Here is an 18,972-nt window from a genome sequence, read left to right as displayed (position 1 = left end):
ACAGCAACCGCATCACTCTTTAATATTTTTTATCAATACTATTTTAAAATAAATGGTTATAAAAAAGGGAGATCATCCCCCAATCCTATTAACTTAAAGGCTTGTAGAATGTGTAGGGTGGGCGCGTTTTTTGCCCACGCTGTGTGCATCCGCGTGGGCAAGATAAACCACCTTGCCCACCCTACCATGGTGTGCCTAAGTTGATAGGATTGGGATTCACCCGCCCTACATATTCCAAAAACAAGCCAAGCACCCAAGAAATCTATCTACACAGAGCCTATTAAGCAAGAGAGATAATCAGGTAAGTTAATAGGATTGGAGCATCCCCTGTTTGATCGATTTTTTTTCGTGCATTAAGTGCTTTTCGTAGACGAATAGTCCTTGTGTGTAACATCAGTTAACTGAACAAAAAGGCTTCAATATGATGAGCTTAGCAACTTGGCTGGCTTTTATTGCCACCACTTTTTTAATCTCCGGCACCCCCGGCCCTAATATGCTATTGATGCTATCGCATGGCACACGCTACGGCTGGCAAGGCACTTTAGCCACGATGGCAGGTGCTATCACTGGGCTGTATTTTTTATTTGCCTTATCGGCATTTGGGATGGCCACTATTTTGGCCACCTCGGCCACGCTATTTATTATTTTTAAGATTGCAGGTGCTTTATATTTAATTTATCTAGGCTGGCAGTGTTTTAAGGCAGGCGATAATTTACATATGCCAGATGCAGGTGCAGATTCTGCAAGCAAACGCTTTCGCCTTGGGCTGACGGTTGCCCTTTCTAACCCTAAAGCCATTTTATTTGCTGGCGCATTTTTGCCGCAATTTATTGACACATCGCGGCCACAAATGGGGCAATGGCTCATTCTGCTAGGGAGTTTCTTTATTATTGAAGCCAGCTGGCAAGTTGCCTACGCCGCAGGGGGCGCACGCCTTGGCCTCTGGTTAAAAGGCCCAAATCGCATTAAGCGCTTTAACCAAGGCTGCGGCGCAGCATTCTTTACAGTTGGCGGCTTACTGGCAGTCGCGCAGCGCTAATTGTGTCCAACAGAGCGGTTTAAAGCACTTTGTACTTGGCTAAACCGCCATGCCACACAATACCAGCATAGGGTGCGCAAGATAAATCCTTGCCCACCCTCATCCTCTCTACTCCCCGTATTGCTTAACCACCCAGCGCTCAAAGTCCTGGTACATCTGTGCATCAGATTGCTGATTATCTGCCAGCAGCTCTGCGCCATGCACAATACGAATATGCGCATCCAAATGCTTTACAGGCGATTCAGGATAGCTGCGGCTGGCGGCGGCGCTGATTTTATCGCTCGCCTCATTCCATGCATCTTCAACAGTCTGATTACACGCATCGGCTAAATACTTGGCATTAAACGCCTCACCCGTCAGGCTGATTAAGCTGGCGTTATGGCTAATGCTATTACCCGGTGCCCAATAATGCTCAGATAACAACGGGCCAATGGCTGGGTTATCGGTCAGATAGCCGTACTCGCGCTCAAAGAAGGCGCGGGTTTGATAAACCGCCATATTGGCCAGCAAATAGCCGTGATAAGCCGCTGCTGATTCCTGATTTAATAAATGAGGAATTGCCAAGAGTGGCCGACCAGCCCGCTCAAAGCCCAAAATTTTCATTTCAAACTCACGGGCCAGTGCTAATGCGTTTACCGAAGTAAGCGCGTCATCGGCAAGTAGATACAAAGCACGCTCAAAATAAGGCACCACCAAAATATTGCGCTCGTTAAGCGCGGCAAATGGCTGTGTTTTTTCGATACGCACTTTAATCAGAGCATCTGGCACCGCTTCGCCAGCCGCATTTTTAGCGTAACGCTTTAGCCAATCGGCATCTTCTAACAAGCTGTCGCAAAACATCGATTGTGTTTCGGCATAGGCCATAGAGGACGGCGCAAATTCTTGCGAAAAGCACGGTGAATTTTGGGTGATGTTGGCAAAGTGTGCCGCATGGCCGCCTTCATGAAACAGCGTATTAATCGCCCGCGCGCCACTGCCCACCTGATCTGGCTTAGCATCCGAAGTAAAGTTAATCTGCCCCGCAACCCAGCTGCCATCTGCATCTACAAACGAAGGAATTGGCCCGTGACAGAAGCCATTTTGATATTTACCTTTGCGCTCTAAAAGATCGAGCTGCAAGGTGGCGCCACGGTAAGTAATCCCCAGCCCGCAAAAGCTATCAACCCAGCGCTGCAAGCCCTTGGCAAAAGGCAGATATGGATCAAGCTGGCGCGCAACATCACCGCTAATGGTGTAGCGAAAATTCCACGGCAGCAAAGCGTCTTTACCGTGTTCTTTTGCCAACTCATTTAAACCGCGCAGATTGGCATCCCGCGTGCGCACTTCAAAATCATCCAAAATTGCAAACAGCTCTTCACTGCTCATTTGCTCATTTTTACGCACTTTATAATCAAAATAATTGGCGTAGCCCTGAGCGCGGGCAAAGGCATTACGCTGTTTAACGATCTCTAAAAAGCCGTTTTCCAATACCCAGTTTTCCAGCCCCTCCATTGCGTCAAAGGAGCTTTTACGCGCTTCCTCGCTTGGGTTGGTCGACATATTGGTGGCCAATGAGCCTTGGGTGGCTTCAACGCGCTCGCCCTTATCATTGATATGCGTTTGCACATAATCACGCTTTTTAGCAAACAGCTCGGCTTCCATCACAATCAGCTGGCTCATCAAATCGCGGGCGGCATCGCTATCGATAATGTTGCTTTCAAATAGCGCCAACCAACCGGTTAAGCCGTGTTTCAAAGCTTGCGTATCGGCATCATCCGCGCTTAATTGCGCCAAAGCCGCCCTAACTTCTGCCAATTTAGCAGGGCTAGAGGTAAAGTTTTTATACGCGTCTTCCGCCTTGGCAAAGCCTGCATGATCATCGGAGATTGCCATATAGGTATCCCAAAACAGATCTTCTTTGGCTTTATGAACGGCAAGGTAATCACGATTAAGTGCTGCAAATAGCTGGCGAGCGGCTTCCATTGAATCTCCAATCTTCTGTATGTAAAAAATTGCACAAGTTCTGACTGATGCTTTATGTTTATGCCAAACAAATTACACTAGCCGCTATAAATTTGCCAGTTTGCCTTGGTATAGAGGAGAAATCTGTCGTAGTTATTCTAAGCCTGCATACCCGCAGCGGCTAAACGACTTGCTAGCCAAATAAATAACGGCCTCGCTGTGGTAAGTCGCGTAGCTTAGCAATACTTAAATCGGCCGCCTGCGCGCCAAAGCTGCCATGGTTTAACCATACGGTTTTCATACCTAAGCGCTTGGCCGTAAGTAAATTAGCCAAGGTATCTTCTACAAAAATACAGCGATTAGCCTCCAACTTAAACTTGCTAATAAGGCGGCGATAGCCATGAATATGTGGCTTAGGAATAAAATCGACATCCTCAACCGCCACTACAGCGCTAAAGCAATCATCGATCCCCAAGGCCAGCATCATGGCCTTGGCGTAATGGCGCGCACCGTTAGTGAAGAGGATTTTCTCCCCTGGTAAGCACCGAATGGCCACTTTTAACCCCTGCATGGGATGAATCGCCGTTAGCAATTCGCTTAAAGGATGGGTAGCGCGTAAAAAATGCACGGGATCAATATGCGGATGATGGCGACGCAAGCCTAATAAAGTAGCGCCATAGCGCCGCCAATAGTCAGTACGCAATCGTGATGCCGCCTCTGGGCTGAGCGATAAATGCTGGGATAAATAGGCGGTCATGGCGCGATTAATCACCGGAAAAGCGTGCAAATCGGCATTATGCAGGGTGTTATCGAGATCAAAAATCCAGACTGGTTTCATTGTTTAAGCATAAAAAAGACCAGCATGGCTGGTCTGTTTAGGGTGGCCGCATTTAAGCTCAGGAATGAATATAGTGCTCTAGCTGGGCAATGGTGAATTTCTGCTCTTCGATGATTTCACGCACCAAATCGCCAATCGATAATACCCCTAGAACCTTATCCCCATCTAAAACCGGCAAGTGGCGGATTCGTTTTTCACTCATGATCGCCATACATTCATCGATCGTGGCCGATGGCGGCACACAAAGTAGCTTACGCGTCATGATTTCTGACACTGGCGTGCCCGCCGAAGTTTTGCCCATCAAAATCACTTTTCTGGCGTAATCCCGTTCGGAGAAAATCCCAACAAGGTGATTTTCTTCCATCACCAACAAGGCACCAATATTTTTTTCTGCAAGCACTTGCAAGGCTTGATATACGGAAGCCTGAGGTGTAACTGACAAAATATTATCTATGGCTTTTTCTGCAAGCAGCTGGCGTGCTGTTTTCATATGGTCATCTCCCTGATGGCTAGTACTCTAACTTTAGATGGCAGAGCGCAACATGCAAGGATGACGTAGCTTAGTTTTTACAAAAAGACAAGAAAAGGGGATAAAAGCAGCACAATCTTAATATTTTAATTGCTTAGGCTAGGGGCTAAACCCCAGCCTAAGCAGCACTTAACTTACTTAGCGCGAATCATGGTTCCTACGCCTTGCTCGGTCAGCACTTCTAGCAGCAGCGCGTGTTTTACTCGGCCATCAATGATGTGTACCGCGTTCACGCCACTCTTGGCTGCATCCAGCGCTGAGGAGATTTTAGGCAGCATGCCACCAGAAATCGTGCCGTCTGCAAATAGCTCGTCGATACGTTTAGCAGAGAGCTTCGTAAGCAGATTGCCTTCCTTATCAAGTACGCCAGGGGTGTTAGTCATCATGATGAGCTTTTCAGCATGCAAGACTTCAGCCAGTTTGCCCGCGACTAAATCGGCGTTGATATTGTAGCTTTCACCGTTTCTATCTACGCCAATCGGCGCAATCACAGGAATAAAATCACCCGCATCTAAATGCGCCACGATGGTTGGGTCGATCGATTCAATTTCACCCACTTGGCCAATATCCAGCAGTTCGTCTGAGCTGTCTTTTAGATACATTTTACGGGCCTTAATAAAATGCCCGTCTTGCCCAGTTAAGCCAACGGCCTTGCCGCCATGCTTATTAATCAAGGAAACGATTTCCTTGTTTACATGGCCGCCCAATACCATTTCGACGACATCCATGGTTTCGGCGTCAGTGACGCGCATGCCTTGGATAAATTCGCCCTTCTTGCCGATACGATCCAGCAGTTCGTTAATTTGTGGGCCACCGCCGTGTACCACAACGGGGTTCATCCCCACCAGCTTGAGCAGCACCACATCACTAGCGAACCCTTCTTTTAACTCGGGTTCAGTCATTGCATTACCACCGTATTTGATAACGATGGTCTTATCAAAAAAACGCTGAATATAAGGCAAGGCTTCCGAAAGAATTTCGGCTTTTTCTTGCGGGGTAATCGTGGTCATGGCGAGTCCAAAAACAAGATAAGGTCTAGCAGCCCTGCCACACCTAAGTCATCTCTACTGCAGAGGCGAAAGGGAGGCTGCCGCGTAGCAGAATTCTAACAGTCTCGAGCAGGTTACATTGTAATTTTTGACAGCTTCTTTCGTTGAGAGAATAATTAAATAAATATTCATTTATTAAAATGGTGTGTCATGCCCCCTCTGTGCAAACGCTGGTGCCGTCGTAAAGAAGCGCGCCCACAAGAAATCCTGGAGGCCGCACTCGCGCTCTTTGTTGAAAAAGGTTTTGCCGCCACTAAAATGGCCGATATCGCCAAAGCCGCGGGGGTGACCAATGGCACACCGTATATTTACTTTGCCAGTAAAGAAGAAATATTCAAGACGGTAGTGCGGGAGCTATTAATCCCGCAACTCGCCCGTGGGCAAGATTTACTGACCACCTTTCAAGGCAGCTCCGCCGACTTGCTCCGCGCCATGCTCTCTACTTGGTGGCAAACAATGGGCGAAAGCCAGCTTTCTGCCATGCCTAAGTTGATGATTGCCGAAGGGAAAAACTTCCCTGAAGTGGCCAAAATCTATCAAGAAGAATTTGTAGACCCCGGCAACACCATGCTGCGCCATATTCTGCAAAGAGGCATCGCCAGTGGCGAATTTCGCATACACGATATTGATTACGCCATTGAAGTGATTTGCGCCCCCATTATTGTGGCCATGCTAATGAGACATTCGCTGATTAATTGCCTGCCCGATGTGATTGATCCTGAACGATTCCTCCATACCACGCTTGATCTCCTCCTTAACGGCCTAATGGCCTCACCCAAGGACCATTAACATGAATAAAGCCATCCCTTTGCTGCTCATTAGTGCCGCACTTCTTAGTGCCTGCAAGGAAGAACCCAAGCCACAGGAAGAAGTTCGCCCCGTTCGCACCATGACCCTCGCCTCTAATCCAACCAGCAATTACGCCGAGTTTTCTGGCGAGCTACACGCTCGCCAAGAAAGCGCGCTAGGCTTTCGGATTCCTGGCAAATTAATCAGCCGCTTGGTCGAGATTGGCAGCGAAGTTAAAGTAGGCACCCCCTTGGCTAAAATTGATGCCCAAGATATGGCGCTCAATGCCCTGGCCGCCAAGGCACAAGCAGAATCGGCAGCAAGCCAACTTAGCCAGCTCAAATTAGATCTCACCCGCTCCCAAGAGCTGCTCGCCAAAAAATTTGTAAGCCAAGCCGAAGTAGATCGAAAGCAAACTGCGGTGATAGCCGCAGAAAAATCACTGCAACAAGCCCAAGCTCAGCAGCAACTCGCCCAAAATCAAGCAGGCTATACCACGCTACTTGCCAGCAGCGATGGCGTTATTACTGCCACCTTGGCCGAGCCTGGCCAAGTCCTCGCTGCAGGCCAGCCTGTGGTGCAATTGGCAAAAGCGGGTGAAGTTGAAGTCTTTATTGATCTGCCAGAAACGCGTAGCCACGATTTGAAACCAGGCCAGCACACCGAAATTAGTTTCTGGGCACTACCTGGCAAAGCTTTTAATGGCAAAGTGCGCGAAGTCTCCCCTGCCGCCGATCCAGTCAGCCGCACTTACCGCGCCAAAGTGACACTAGAAAAACCCTCAGCTGATATCCGCCTTGGCATGAGCGCCACGGTAAGAAGCAGCCAAAGCAATACAGCTCAAGCCAGCACCACCCTGCCACTGACCGCAATCTACGGCAAAGGCAAAGAGCAGCGCGTCTGGCTGGTGGATGTGCAAAGCAAACGGGTAAAGAGTATTGCCGTTGCAGCGAGTCAGTTAGATCGCAATGAGCAAGTACAAGTCAATGGGCTAAAAGCAGGCGATGTTGTGGTCACTGCGGGGGTGCATCTATTACACGAAGGGCAGGCTGTGAAGCTATTGCCTGCACAAGGGGAATAACAGCATGCAGCAAAACAAAGCAGATGTGGCCCGCTTTAATTTATCCGCTTGGGCCTTAAAGCATCAATCCCTCGTGTTGTACTTAATGGTGGTACTTTCGCTGGGCGGCATCTTAGCTTACGGCAAACTGGGGATGAAAGAAGACCCCGAATTCACCTTTAAAGCCATGGTGGTCAGAAGCTTCTGGCCAGGCGCCAGTGCGCCTGAAATGGAGCAGCAGGTTACCGATAAACTGGAAGAAGCGCTGCAGGGCATTGCTTATATCCACTTCACTAAAAGTTACTCCAGAAGTGGCGAATCGCTGATCACGATTATGCTGCACGAAGATCAAAAAAATAATGTGACCGATGCTTGGTATCAGGTCAGAAAGCGCATTAACGACGCCAAGGGTAAGCTGCCGCCAGGTGTGGTGGGGCCATTTTTTAATGATGAGTTTGGTGATACCTACGGCAATCTCTACGCCTTTACCGGCGATGGTTTCAGTTACCCTGAGCTTAAAAAATATATCGAGCTGGCCCGCACCGAATTACTACGTATTCATGACGTAAACAAGGCGCTGCTGATTGGTCAGCAGGATGAGAAGATCTATGTGGAATACTCCAATGCCAAGCTCGCCAGCTTAGGTATTTCGCCGTTTCAAATCAATAAAGTCATTGCCGCCACCAATACTGTCACCCCAGCGGGTGCAATAGAGGGGAAGGACGAGCACGTATTTTTACGCGTCACTGGCGGTTTTAACGCCGTAGAGCACTTACGCAGCCTACCGATTACCGTGGCTGGTAAAACCTTTTTGCTCGGCGATATCGCTCAGGTATTTCGTGCCACGATCGATCCCCCCCAAACCAAAATGCGCTATCAAGGGCAAGACGCGGTGGGTTTGGGCATCTCAATGCGTAAAGGGGGTGACGTCGTCAAAATGGGCCAGCAGATTGATGCATCGCTTGCAAAAATCAAAAGCAGCTTACCCATTGGCATCGAAATCCATACCATTTCTGACCAACCTGCCGTGGTCAAAAACGCCATCCACATCTTTATGAAATCCCTGCTAGAGGCCGTGGTGATTGTGCTGGCCGTCAGTTTTTTAAGCTTGGGTTGGCGCACCGGCATTGTGGTGGCCTTATGCATTCCGCTGGTGCTGCTGCTGACCTTCCTTGGCATGAGTATTTTTAATCTAGAGCTGCAAAGGATTTCGCTTGGCGCACTGGTGATTGCGCTGGGCTTATTAGTGGACGACGCCATTATTGCGGTTGAAATGATGGCGCTTAAATTAGAGCAAGGCTGGAGCCGCTTTGAGGCCGCCACCTTTGCCTATACCTCCACCGCGTTTCCTATGCTGACCGGCACGCTGATTACCGCCGCAGGCTTCTTGCCGGTGGGGCTGGCTAAATCGGATGCAGGTGAATACACATTCTCTATCTTTGCCGTGATCGGGATTGCACTGGTGCTATCGTGGATTGTGGCCGTGGTGTTTACGCCCTACATGGGCTATCACCTACTGCCAGAAACGCCAAGGCATGAAGAGCACGATATTTATCAGGGCGGTTTTTACGCCCGCTTTCGCAAGCTAGTAACATGGTGCGTTACATGGCGCAAAACGGTGATTGCTGCCACCCTAGGCGCGTTTCTGCTGGCTGTCGCCACCTTTGCCCTGTTTATCCCGCAGCAGTTCTTTCCTGCCTCTGCACGGCCCGAGCTGATGGTGGATATGTGGCTGCCCTACACTGCCTCGTATGAAGCTACCGAGCGCGAAGTTAAACGCATGGAAGCCATCGCCATGAAAGACCCCGATGTCGATCATGTCACCAGCTATATCGGCGTAGGCTCGCCGCGTTACTACCTGCCCCTTGATGAGCAAATGCCCAACCTCAATTTTGGCCAGCTCACCGTGATGACCAAAAACGAAAAGGTACGAGAGAACGTCTACAAACGCCTTACCCAGAAATTTGCCGATGATTTTCCACTAGTGCGTGGCCGAGTAACGCGCTTAGAGAACGGCCCGCCAGTTGGTTATCCGGTGCAGTTCCGCATCAGTGGCACCGATACCGCCGTGCTAGGCCACATTGCTAGCCAGGTTGCCGAGGTGATGCGCAAAAACCCAGACACACGCCAAGTCCACACCGATTGGGGCGAAAAAGTAAAAGTGGTCAGGCTGCAAACCAAGCAAGATCGTTTACGCCAACTGGGCTTAACTTCCCAAGAGCTGGCTTCTTACCTGCAAATGGCGGTATCTGGCATAACCGCCACACAGTACCGTGAAGCCGATCAGAGCATCGATGTCATCACCCGCCTCACCAGTAATGAGCGCACCCGCCTCGATTTTCTGAAAGATTTGCGCGTGCCCTTACCATCGGGCCAATTTGTGCCGCTATCCCAGCTGGCAACTTTGCAGTTAGAGAACGAAGAAAGCCTAATATGGCGACGTAATCGGGTCGCCACGCTCACGGTACGCGCCGATGTGGCAGGTAGCGCCCAAGCTCCAGACGTGAGCAATGCGCTGATGCCTAAGGTGCGTGAAATCGAAGCCAAACTGCCTCAGGGTTATCATATTGAAACTGGCGGCACGCTAGAATCCTCTGCCACGGGGCAAGAATCGATTAATAAAGTCATGCCACTGATGTTGTTAGTTGTAATGACCTTATTGATGCTGCAGCTGCAAAGTATCCAAAGAATGATTATGGTGCTGCTCACCGCGCCGCTGGGCCTGATTGGCGTGGCGATTTCCTTACTGTTGTTTCAAGCGCCATTCGGGTTTGTGGCAATGTTGGGCGTGATCGCGCTTTCAGGCATGATTATGCGCAACTCGGTAATCTTGATGGATCAGATTGAGCAAGATCGTGCCGCAGGGGACGATGCTTGGACCGCCGTGATCGAATCCGCAGTCAGGCGTTTCCGGCCCATTATGCTGACCGCAGCAGCCGCAATTCTGGCAATGATCCCGCTGACTCGGGATACCTTCTGGGGCCCCATGGCGATTGCCATAATGGGCGGGCTGTTTGTAGCAACCGTTTTAACTTTATTATTTTTACCGGCTTTATATGCAGCTTGGTTCCGGTTAAGCCCACCAGAGCAGCCTGCAAATGTAAAAACATCTACATAAAGCATACAAATTTCGACAATTTAAAATAAAGGGAAGGGGGATTATCTCCCTCTTTCTTTGTACGACTTAACTCTGAACAGAAGGCTTTGAGCCTAATAACTGCACTTCAGTGGCTTTTTAAACACAATTTTGAACAATATATTTATCCCCTCAAAACACCTGAGACACCAATGATGAAAAAAACTTTAATTGCACTGAGCATCGCTATTTTTTCCCAACCGCTCTTTGCTACTGATTTGATCGAATCTTGGAACGCGGCACAAAAATATGATGCTAATTTTGCCGCTGCACGCGCAGGGCTAGACGCAGGGCGCGAAAAAGTCGAGCAAGGTAAAGCCTTATTACTGCCGCATATTTCTCTATCTGGAAATGCCAATCGAGAGCAATCAAGCTACAGCCCAGAAAACCGTGACAGCATCAGTACTAATGGCGAGAACTATGGCTATAAACTAAGCCTTATCCAACCTATTTATCGCGCAGAGGCATTTGCCGGTGCCGATCAGTTAAAAAAACAAACTGAACAAGCCGAAGTCATTTTTCGCGTCGCCGAGCAAGACTTAATTCTGCGCGTGGCTAAAGCTTATTTTGAAGTTTTAGGTGCAGAAGAAAAAGTAAAACAAACCACGGCCCAAAAAGAAGCCGTGGCTCAGCAACTGGCACAAGCCAAAAAATCTTTTGAGGTTGGCGTATCTACTATTACCGATACCGATGAAGCACAAGCTCGATTTGATTCGATCACTTCCGCCGAAATTGCCGCCAAAAATGATCTAGCCATTAAGCGTAATGCATATGGGCAACTCACTCAGCTTAATCCAACGGAGCTAAAACCGATTAGCAATCGCCAACAACCTACCCCACCACAACCTAATGATATGGCGGCATGGATACAGCGCAGTGAAAATGGCAGCTTAGTGATTGCAGGCCAGCAATTAGGTTTAGATATTGCCAGCCGTGAAATCGACAAATACCGCCTAGAAAGTTCCCCAACTCTAGATTTAGTTGCGGGTTATGGTGATGCATGGCAATCCGCTGGCATATCCAAATCAGGTGGATTAGATCGTAGTGGCTCAGGACAAATTGGCTTGCAATTATCCATTCCATTGTTTACCGGTGGAGATCGTTCTTCTAAATTACGCGAAGCAATCGCAAAAAAAGAACAACAACGCCAAACAGTAGAAGCAAGTCGTAGAGATACAACTCAATTTACCAAACAAGCTTTTTTAGGCGTGAGTTCCGGTGCTGCGCAAATCCTCGCATTACAACAAGCGCTTAAATCGAGTGAATCATCATTAGCATCAACTAAATTAGGGCGTGAAGTTGGCGTGCGTACTACTATTGATGTACTTAATGCCGAACAAACCTATTTCTCCACCCGTTATGACCTAACTGTAGCCCGCTACACCTATTTGTATGCACGTTTACAATTAGCCGCAACAAGCGGGGAATTGTCCGAAAAAGATCTAAATTCAATAAATATTTGGCTTGGTAATTAAGAAAGCTTGAATTGTGGCGAATAGATATCCATAATCCGTTCGGTGAAGCACCCCAATTTAAAGACCCAAGGAGAATTACCGTGATTGATCTTTCCCCACTGAGCTATAGCGACTTAGTTGAACTGCGCAAGAACCTGGAAGTTGAAATTGTTCGTCGTAAAGAATCAGAAAAGCAAAACCTGATTGCCGAACTGCAAAACTTGGTTGCTTCTAAAGGCTTCTCATTGTCTGATGTATTGGGCACAAGCAGCGACAAAAAAGCAGCTAAAAAAGCCGCTTCTACTGCTAAAGCACAATTCCGTAACCCAGCTGATGCAGAACAAACTTGGACTGGCCGTGGCCGTAAGCCACAATGGGCAATTGAATTCTTGGCTCAAGGCGGTTCATTAGAAGCACTGCGTATCGCCTAATTAAGCCTTGTTTTATGAAATTAAAGAATAAACCGGCAGCATATTGCTTTACTAAGAATTATTTTAATGCAGGAACAAAAATTAATTTTTGTGCCTGTGTAAAAACACCTTATGTTAAATAGTATGCCCTTGAATATTCTCATTATTTTATAAAACATTGTGCGCATATCGCCCCAAACAAGGCAGCTTCGGCTGCCTTGTTTGTTATTTAGCCCCTGCTAAATAGACTGCTAGCAGTACAATCCTCTCATCTTTATCTGTGAATCCTTGCCATGTCGCATCCCCTCACCGCAAATCTCAATCCAGAACAAGCCGCCGCCGTTGAGCTTCCTCCGGAACACGCCCTGATTTTGGCCGGTGCGGGTAGCGGCAAAACCAGTGTGTTAACAACGCGCATTGCTTGGCTGTTATCCACCGGGCAATGCAGCCCCGCCGGTTTATTGTCAGTTACTTTTACCAATAAAGCCGCAAAAGAAATGCTGCTCAGAATTACCTCAATGATGCCGCTTAATCCACGTGGATTATGGATGGGTACATTCCACGGATTATGTAATCGTATGCTGCGTTTACATTGGCGAGATGCTGGCTTACCCGAAGCTTTTGCAATTTTAGATTCTGCCGAGCAACTTTCACTAATTAAGCGGATATTGAAAGCATTAAATATAGATGATGAAAAATACCCGGCAAAAGTTTTACAACAATATATTAATGGCCATAAAGAAAATGGCCGCCGTGCAGGCGATGTAGATGCTTGGGATGATTATTCGCGCATGCTGCGATTAATTTATGAAGAATATGAAAAACAATGCCAACGGGAAGGCGTTGCAGATTTTTCTGAATTATTACTACGCTGTTACGAATTACTTTCTAGAAATGAATCTTTACGAACGCATTATCAAAGCCGTTTTCGCCACATTTTAGTCGATGAATTTCAAGATACTAATAAACTCCAATACGCTTGGTTAAAGCTTTTGGCGGGCAAAGATAATGCCCTCTTTGCCGTTGGAGATGATGACCAATCTATTTACGCATTCCGTGGTGCGAATGTAGGCAATATGCATGATTTTCAAACTGAATTTGCCGTAAAGCACGTGATTCGTCTTGAGCAAAATTATCGCTCACAAGGCAATATTTTAGATGCTGCCAATGCTGTGATTGCAAATAACCGTAATCGCTTAGGTAAAGAATTATGGACTAGCGAACCAGCTGGTGAGCCTATTCGCGTGTTTGAAGCAGCTACAGATTTTGAAGAAGCGGCATTTATTGTTGAAGAAGCCCAATCTTTAATAAGAGATGGCAATCGAGCCAACGATATTGCCATCCTTTATCGCGCCAATGCCCAATCACGGGTGATTGAGCACGCGCTATTTAGCGCGGGTGTGCCTTATAAAGTGTATGGTGGTTTACGCTTTTTTGAACGCCAAGAAATCAAACACGCTTTGGCCTATCTGCGCCTGATTGCTAATCCTGGCGACGATAATGCCCTGTTACGCGTCATGAACTTCCCTACCCGTGGTATTGGTGCCCGTACCATCGAAAGCATCCAAGAAAGCGCACGCCATGCCGGTACAAGCCTCTGGCAAGCCGCCTGCTCTGGAGCAGCAGGCCGAGGTGCAGCTGCGGTTAAGAAATTTGCAGAGATGATTGAGGGCATGCGTCAGCAAGCTACAGGCCTAGCGATGCCTGAGCTGGTCGATATGATGCTTGATCTATCTGGCCTGCGCGCGCACTACCAAGCCGATAAGGAAGGCGAGGAACGCCTTGCCAACTTAGGTGAGCTGATTAATGCCGCCACTCATTTTGTGCAAGAAGACGAAAACAATCTGATCGCATTTTTATCCCATGCCAGCCTAGAAGCCGGCGATCATCAAGCGAGTGCGCATGAAGACGCGCTACAATTGATGACCGTGCACGCCTCAAAGGGCCTAGAGTTTCATGCGGTATTTTTATGTGGCCTAGAAGAAGGCTTATTCCCTCACGATAACAGCATGAACGATGCCAGCGCAGTGGAAGAAGAGCGCCGCTTAATGTATGTCGCCATTACCCGTGCGCGTCGCCGTCTTTACATTACGCTTGCCCAAAGCCGTATGCTGCACGGGCAAACGCGCTATGCCGTTGCCAGCCGCTTTATGCAAGAAATCCCCCAACAACTTTTAAAGTTTTTGAACCGTGGCTATGCTCCACAAGGCTATTCAGGCCCAGCCACCCTTGCCAGCAAAATTAAATCGCCTACACCCGAGCACGGCTTAGCCATCGGCATGAATGTAGAACACCCTAAATTTGGTAAGGGCGTGGTAACGGACTATGAGGGTGGTGCCAGTGGTAATGTCCAAGTCAACTTTGTAGAGGTAGGATCTAAATGGCTGGCTGTAGCTTATGCAAAATTAAAAACGCTATAAGCCCAAGTGGTTGTTTATTCTTGAATTGATACAAGATGGCAACTTAGCTATAAGAAGCATATAGGCAAGCTAGTCTCTTTAATTTACTCTATGGCCCTTACTCATTACCGTGGTTTACTTTTTAGCAGACCACGGTAGAGACCTCATCTAATACCTAAAAGCCTCAAATCCTATGGCTGAAAAAATTAGCGCCTTCTCGGTAATATCCTCAGCTACGGCCAAGCGTAAAGCCGCCAACGGCATTCCTGACATCGCCAGTTTACGGGTCTTAGTGATCGATCCAGTGGCTGAAGTTCGTACTACCGTCGGCATGACACTAGGCCAATATGGCACCAGCCATGTTGATCATGCCAGTAGCAGCAGCGAAGGCTTAACCAGCATCCGCCGGATTAAATATGACTTGGTACTGTGTGAATATGATTTAGGCACGGGGCAAGACGGTTTATTTCTATTTGATGAGGCACGCCGCAATGATTTACTCAAGGCCTCGTCTATTTTTATCATAATGACCGCCGAGAGAAGCGCCCAAAAAGTACTCGGAGCAGCTGAGCAATCACCGGATAGTATTTTACTCAAGCCCTTTACCAGTGAAATGCTCTATAGCCGGATACTCACGGCCCTGCAGAAAAAAGTACGTTTCAAATTAGTGGATGAAGCCATTATGGCCCACGATTTCTTAAGTGCGATCCAACTTTGCATCAAAGCAGCCAAAACCAGTGGCGAATACGCAATCGATTTTTTGCGCCTAAAAATTCATCTACTCCTGCGAATTGGCGACTGGGTCAGTGTTCGAGACCAATGCCGACAGCTACTTGTTGAGCAAGATTTACCTTGGGCAAAAATGGCCTTAGGCAAGGCCTTATATCAGCTAAAAGGCTATTCAGAAGCAACCTCGGTATTTAAAGCCATCATTAGCGAGCATGAGCATGCTCTAGAAGCCTACGATTGGCTTGCGCGCACCCAACAAGCACTAGGCAATGACCAAGCCGCAAAAGAGACCTTACAACGCGCCATTGTTAAATCCCCCTTTGTTGCAACAAGGCAGCGTCAGCTCGGTGATGTCGCCCTGCGTAGTGGCGATTTAGCCACGGCAGAAACGGCACTGTTAGAAACAGTAAAAATTGCTCGGCATTCATTCTTACGTAACCCAAGCGATTACGGGCAATTAGCCGATGTGCAAATTAGTAGAGGCGATATGGCGGCAGCTCGCCGTACCGTAGCAGAGGTACGGAAGGATTTTAAAGACCCACAAGTCATCATTTTAGCCGATGCGCTTGATGCCGATATCTCCATGCAAGTAGGCGAAGTAGAAAGCGCTCAAAACCAGCTTAATATCGCACTATCGCAACTTGTACAACTCAAGCTCCCACCAAGCCCAACCGTTGGCTTGGCTTTAGCAAAAGCCTGTTTTAATCAACAAAGGGAAGAATTAGCAGAAATTGTGGTGCGCAATCTTCTAAAAAATCGCCATGATGACCTATCATTGGCGGCAAAGATCACAACACTTTATCAGCAGCACGGCAAACCTGAGCAAGCCGAGCTACTGATCAAAGAAAATACCGCCAGTATTGTCACCCTCAATAATGAGGCCGTGCAACTGGCACGTAGCGGTGATTTAGCAGGCGCTGCCGAGCGATTTATCCGTGCAGCCGCCGAAATGCCAGGTAATTTGCAAGTCTTGCTCAATACTGTCAATGCGCTACTGGCCCATACCAACCAGCATGGCTGGCATCAAGAATGGATGCAATTAAGCAATGATTTCCTACAACGCATCCACGAACTAGATCCAGTCAATGGTAGAGGCTTACAGCTGCAAGAGTTTTATCGTAAAACTAAAATGCGCTATGGCATAACTAACTGACCTAAAGTCTTAGTTAAGTAATAATGAACTCCCAGCAAAAATCAAAATGCATCTCTACAATGAAGAGGATGTAAAAATCCTAGCAGCTTTTGTCGGGTTTAGGCGGCCGTAACGAGGAAATGGCCAGTTTGAGGCACATTTCATGCATTTCCGAGGTGAACAGCTAACTTCTCAACGAAAAAATGCGTGAAATATGCACGAATCAGGCGTTTTCGCAGTAGGTCAGTCCTAAGTCCGGCGAGCGGCTTAGCCTTGCTAAACTGAATTGAGATTAACGAAGGATATAATCATGCAAACCAGCACTAAGATTGATGATCATAAAGGTCGTATCATGTTAAACGGCAATTTTACGTTTGAATCCCATCGTGAGTTCAAACAAGCCACTACCGCAGCACTAGAAACCCCTGGTCTGACCGAGCTAGAGATGGATTTTAGCGCTGTGGATTACATGGACTCAGCAGCATTAGGCATGTTACTGCTATTAAATGAACGCGCTAATGGTCGGAAAGTCACCTTGGTAAACTGCCGTGGCACCGTCAAAGCCGTGCTAGAAATTGCCAACTTTGGCAAAATTTTCGAAATAAAATAATCACCAGAAAAAAGGCACCGCCATTCCCGCGGTGCCTTGCCTCATTCAATAATAACTCACACCTCAAACACGAGCGGTTCCACCTTTTACCCAGCTCCCTAGCAAGGTATAACAAACCGCCAACAGGGTTGGACCTAAAAACACCCCTAATAAACCAAATGCCAAAGCCCCACCCAATACACCAAATAAAATCAAAATAAAGGGTAAATCGCTTTCTTTACCAATAAAGAGCGGCTTAACCACATTATCTGCAGTGCCCACCACCACTACCATCCATATGGCCAAAAACACCGCCCAGCCAGTATGCCCCTGCTGATACAACCACGCCGCAGCAGGCAAACCAATTAAGCCTGGCCCACCTGGTAATAAAGAAAGAAAACAACTAGCAAAACCAAGTGTTAATGAATTAGGTACACCGGCAATTAAAAAACCAAACCAAGCCAATATGCCCTGCACTAAAGCAGTACCTAAAAAACCATAAACAACTCCTCTTACCGTACCACTTGCCACATTTAACAACGATTCAGCTTTATCACCTGCAATACGCCGCATTGCTCCTTTTAACCATGCCGATGCGCTTTCGCCATGCATATAAAAGAAAAAAGAAACAATCAAACTTAAAGCTAATAATAAAAAACCACCGCCAACAATCCCCCCAAATCGTAATAAACCTGTAGCTACAGGGCCACTCAAGCCTCGAATACGCTCTAATAACTGAGGATCTCCTTGGCCTAATTTAAGCCAGAAGCCATTCAGCCATTCACCAAGATAAGGAAAAGTACTGACCCATGCAGGTAAAACAGGCCAACCTGCTTCAAATTGCAGCCTTACTGTTTTAATTAAAGAACCCGCTTGGCTCGCAAATTCAATCCCAGCAAATAGCAAAGGCAAAACTAGGAAAGTCAGCAAAGCGCCAATAAGCAACAAAGCGGCAATAAAGCGGCGGCCTCGGCATAGTCTAACTAGCCACTGATAAGGCTTCCAAGTAGAGTAAACCAAAATCGCAGCCCAAATTACCGAAGCCAAGAAGGGGGACATGATCATCAAGCCAAGCCATATAAGCGCTCCCATAGCCAACAAAGCGGCTAACGGCTCAATTAAATCAGAACTTTGAATACGCATCATCACTCGCAAATAAGCATCCAGAATAGGCATTGCTAGCATAACTTATTGCGAGCGAGTCACGTATGAATAGCGAGTTAAAATAATAAATTTAATCGTGGTATAAGTGGGAATACTTCTTTGATTGCACAATAAGCCGAGAAACAATCACCACAACTTGATGACGCCCCGCAATAGAGTTAATGTCTTTATCACACTCTTCTAATGCAGCATGAATTTCACATGCTAAATGAAATAGCACGTTTTTCTCTCTCAATGGAGCCATGGGTAGATAGTAGTTAATTTCATCAATAATATGATCAGCAAGCTCATCCGAATACTGTACAGGAGATATCAAAATACGCTCGTACAAACGCACGCCGATCACACCAAGCGCAAGCAGCTGGGTGGGCATGATTTAACTCCTATTTAGTAAGCATTAGTTTACTCTAGTCTTATCTACACTCCACCATAGCACCTCCCGTCGGATGGCAAACTCAACATGCCATACAGCGCTTTTCTTTAGTAACACATAACTATTCCATCATTTTCTTATTAAAATACAGCAAAAAAAACTTGTAAGTTAGGTGTAGGTAAGATTAGCCATTTTGCATGGTAAAGGCTCAGCCGCTCCACCGCCTTGACGCTTAAGTTTCTGCTAGCAGTCGTAGCGGCAGTAATTCATCGATGCGGCTGTTTGGCCAAGTGGGTAACTTTTCTAAGGTGTCGGTCAGCCACGCTTGTGGATCGAGTCCG

At 47.4% G+C, this 18,972-nt stretch carries 16 protein-coding genes; 9 read left to right on the top strand and 7 right to left on the bottom strand.

Annotated elements, in window-relative coordinates; all coding sequences use genetic code 11:
* Positions 1-421 precede the first annotated feature (421 nt).
* Entirely contained in the window at positions 422-1,039 is a 618-nt protein-coding gene (locus Q0R17_RS18785; protein WP_293937866.1) for a LysE family translocator, read from the top strand.
* A gap of 108 nt (positions 1,040-1,147) precedes the next feature.
* Here the strand turns inward: Q0R17_RS18785 and Q0R17_RS18780 are convergent, their stop codons facing one another.
* The 4 genes from Q0R17_RS18780 to argB all read right to left on the bottom strand — a co-directional run bounded on the left by Q0R17_RS18780 (position 1,148) and on the right by argB (position 5,357).
* The gene (locus tag Q0R17_RS18780; RefSeq protein ID WP_293937863.1) at positions 1,148-3,001 is read right to left on the bottom strand and encodes a M3 family metallopeptidase; all 1,854 of its coding nucleotides are present in this window, start codon (positions 2,999-3,001) and stop codon (positions 1,148-1,150) included.
* A gap of 172 nt (positions 3,002-3,173) precedes the next feature.
* Positions 3,174-3,818, bottom strand: a complete 645-nt coding sequence (locus Q0R17_RS18775; protein WP_293937861.1) for a pyrimidine 5'-nucleotidase — start codon at positions 3,816-3,818, stop codon at positions 3,174-3,176.
* 58 nt (positions 3,819-3,876) lie between these two features.
* Positions 3,877-4,308 (bottom strand): CBS domain-containing protein, encoded by a 432-nt coding sequence (locus Q0R17_RS18770; protein ID WP_046352479.1) that lies wholly within the window; start codon positions 4,306-4,308, stop codon positions 3,877-3,879.
* Between the two features lie 173 nt (positions 4,309-4,481).
* Complete coding sequence (gene argB, locus Q0R17_RS18765; protein WP_046352625.1) at positions 4,482-5,357, bottom strand: acetylglutamate kinase; 876 nt, start codon at positions 5,355-5,357, stop codon at positions 4,482-4,484.
* 189 nt (positions 5,358-5,546) lie between these two features.
* Here argB and Q0R17_RS18760 point away from each other — a divergent pair, with 189 nt between their 5' ends.
* The 8 genes from Q0R17_RS18760 to Q0R17_RS18725 all read left to right on the top strand — a co-directional run bounded on the left by Q0R17_RS18760 (position 5,547) and on the right by Q0R17_RS18725 (position 17,115).
* Positions 5,547-6,185 carry a TetR/AcrR family transcriptional regulator gene (locus Q0R17_RS18760; RefSeq protein WP_293937856.1) on the top strand — a complete coding sequence of 213 codons (639 nt, stop codon included), beginning with the start codon at positions 5,547-5,549 and terminating at the stop codon, positions 6,183-6,185.
* A 1-nt stretch (position 6,186) separates the two neighbouring features.
* Positions 6,187-7,266 (top strand): efflux RND transporter periplasmic adaptor subunit, encoded by a 1,080-nt coding sequence (locus Q0R17_RS18755; protein ID WP_293937854.1) that lies wholly within the window; start codon positions 6,187-6,189, stop codon positions 7,264-7,266.
* A 4-nt stretch (positions 7,267-7,270) separates the two neighbouring features.
* Complete coding sequence (locus Q0R17_RS18750; protein ID WP_293937852.1) at positions 7,271-10,363, top strand: efflux RND transporter permease subunit; 3,093 nt, start codon at positions 7,271-7,273, stop codon at positions 10,361-10,363.
* A 170-nt stretch (positions 10,364-10,533) separates the two neighbouring features.
* Positions 10,534-11,856 (top strand): TolC family outer membrane protein, encoded by a 1,323-nt coding sequence (locus tag Q0R17_RS18745; RefSeq protein WP_293937851.1) that lies wholly within the window; start codon positions 10,534-10,536, stop codon positions 11,854-11,856.
* A gap of 80 nt (positions 11,857-11,936) precedes the next feature.
* On the top strand, positions 11,937-12,266 hold the full coding sequence (locus tag Q0R17_RS18740) for an H-NS family nucleoid-associated regulatory protein (protein WP_188053600.1): 330 nt from the start codon (positions 11,937-11,939) through the stop codon (positions 12,264-12,266).
* 272 nt (positions 12,267-12,538) lie between these two features.
* Positions 12,539-14,665: a UvrD-helicase domain-containing protein gene (locus tag Q0R17_RS18735; protein ID WP_293937847.1), complete on the top strand. Its 2,127-nt coding sequence runs from the start codon at positions 12,539-12,541 to the stop codon at positions 14,663-14,665.
* 172 nt (positions 14,666-14,837) lie between these two features.
* The gene (locus Q0R17_RS18730) at positions 14,838-16,526 is read left to right on the top strand and encodes a response regulator (RefSeq protein ID WP_293937845.1); all 1,689 of its coding nucleotides are present in this window, start codon (positions 14,838-14,840) and stop codon (positions 16,524-16,526) included.
* A 289-nt stretch (positions 16,527-16,815) separates the two neighbouring features.
* Positions 16,816-17,115: an STAS domain-containing protein gene (locus Q0R17_RS18725; RefSeq protein WP_046352484.1), complete on the top strand. Its 300-nt coding sequence runs from the start codon at positions 16,816-16,818 to the stop codon at positions 17,113-17,115.
* 63 nt (positions 17,116-17,178) lie between these two features.
* Here the strand turns inward: Q0R17_RS18725 and Q0R17_RS18720 are convergent, their stop codons facing one another.
* From Q0R17_RS18720 to Q0R17_RS18710, 3 genes are all read right to left on the bottom strand, one after another.
* Entirely contained in the window at positions 17,179-18,279 is a 1,101-nt protein-coding gene (locus Q0R17_RS18720; protein ID WP_293937842.1) for an AI-2E family transporter, read from the bottom strand.
* Positions 18,280-18,328: 49 nt separating this feature from the next.
* A complete protein-coding gene (locus Q0R17_RS18715) occupies positions 18,329-18,631 on the bottom strand; it encodes a hypothetical protein (RefSeq protein ID WP_293937840.1) in 303 nt (100 codons plus the stop codon).
* 232 nt (positions 18,632-18,863) lie between these two features.
* A partial coding sequence (locus Q0R17_RS18710) for a transposase domain-containing protein (protein WP_293935441.1) occupies positions 18,864-18,972 on the bottom strand: 109 nt, incomplete at its 5' end.

Origin of the sequence: Iodobacter sp., assembly GCF_025352645.1 — a bacterium.
Lineage (GTDB): Bacteria > Pseudomonadota > Gammaproteobacteria > Burkholderiales > Chitinibacteraceae > Iodobacter.
This window is presented reverse-complemented; position numbering and strand designations above follow the sequence as displayed.

Bases quoted from the DNA above. Each gene is read 5' to 3' on its own strand.
- Q0R17_RS18785 (WP_293937866.1), top strand. From the start codon at position 422: ATGATGAGCTTAGCAACTTGGCTGGCTTTTATTGCCACCACTTTTTTA.
- Q0R17_RS18780 (WP_293937863.1), bottom strand. From the start codon at position 3,001: ATGGAAGCCGCTCGCCAGCTATTTGCAGCACTTAATCGTGATTACCTT.
- Q0R17_RS18775 (WP_293937861.1), bottom strand. From the start codon at position 3,818: ATGAAACCAGTCTGGATTTTTGATCTCGATAACACCCTGCATAATGCC.
- Q0R17_RS18770 (WP_046352479.1), bottom strand. From the start codon at position 4,308: ATGAAAACAGCACGCCAGCTGCTTGCAGAAAAAGCCATAGATAATATT.
- argB (WP_046352625.1), bottom strand. From the start codon at position 5,357: ATGACCACGATTACCCCGCAAGAAAAAGCCGAAATTCTTTCGGAAGCC.
- Q0R17_RS18760 (WP_293937856.1), top strand. From the start codon at position 5,547: ATGCCCCCTCTGTGCAAACGCTGGTGCCGTCGTAAAGAAGCGCGCCCA.
- Q0R17_RS18755 (WP_293937854.1), top strand. From the start codon at position 6,187: ATGAATAAAGCCATCCCTTTGCTGCTCATTAGTGCCGCACTTCTTAGT.
- Q0R17_RS18750 (WP_293937852.1), top strand. From the start codon at position 7,271: ATGCAGCAAAACAAAGCAGATGTGGCCCGCTTTAATTTATCCGCTTGG.
- Q0R17_RS18745 (WP_293937851.1), top strand. From the start codon at position 10,534: ATGATGAAAAAAACTTTAATTGCACTGAGCATCGCTATTTTTTCCCAA.
- Q0R17_RS18735 (WP_293937847.1), top strand. From the start codon at position 12,539: ATGTCGCATCCCCTCACCGCAAATCTCAATCCAGAACAAGCCGCCGCC.
- Q0R17_RS18730 (WP_293937845.1), top strand. From the start codon at position 14,838: ATGGCTGAAAAAATTAGCGCCTTCTCGGTAATATCCTCAGCTACGGCC.
- Q0R17_RS18725 (WP_046352484.1), top strand. From the start codon at position 16,816: ATGCAAACCAGCACTAAGATTGATGATCATAAAGGTCGTATCATGTTA.
- Q0R17_RS18720 (WP_293937842.1), bottom strand. From the start codon at position 18,279: ATGCTAGCAATGCCTATTCTGGATGCTTATTTGCGAGTGATGATGCGT.
- Q0R17_RS18715 (WP_293937840.1), bottom strand. From the start codon at position 18,631: ATGCCCACCCAGCTGCTTGCGCTTGGTGTGATCGGCGTGCGTTTGTAC.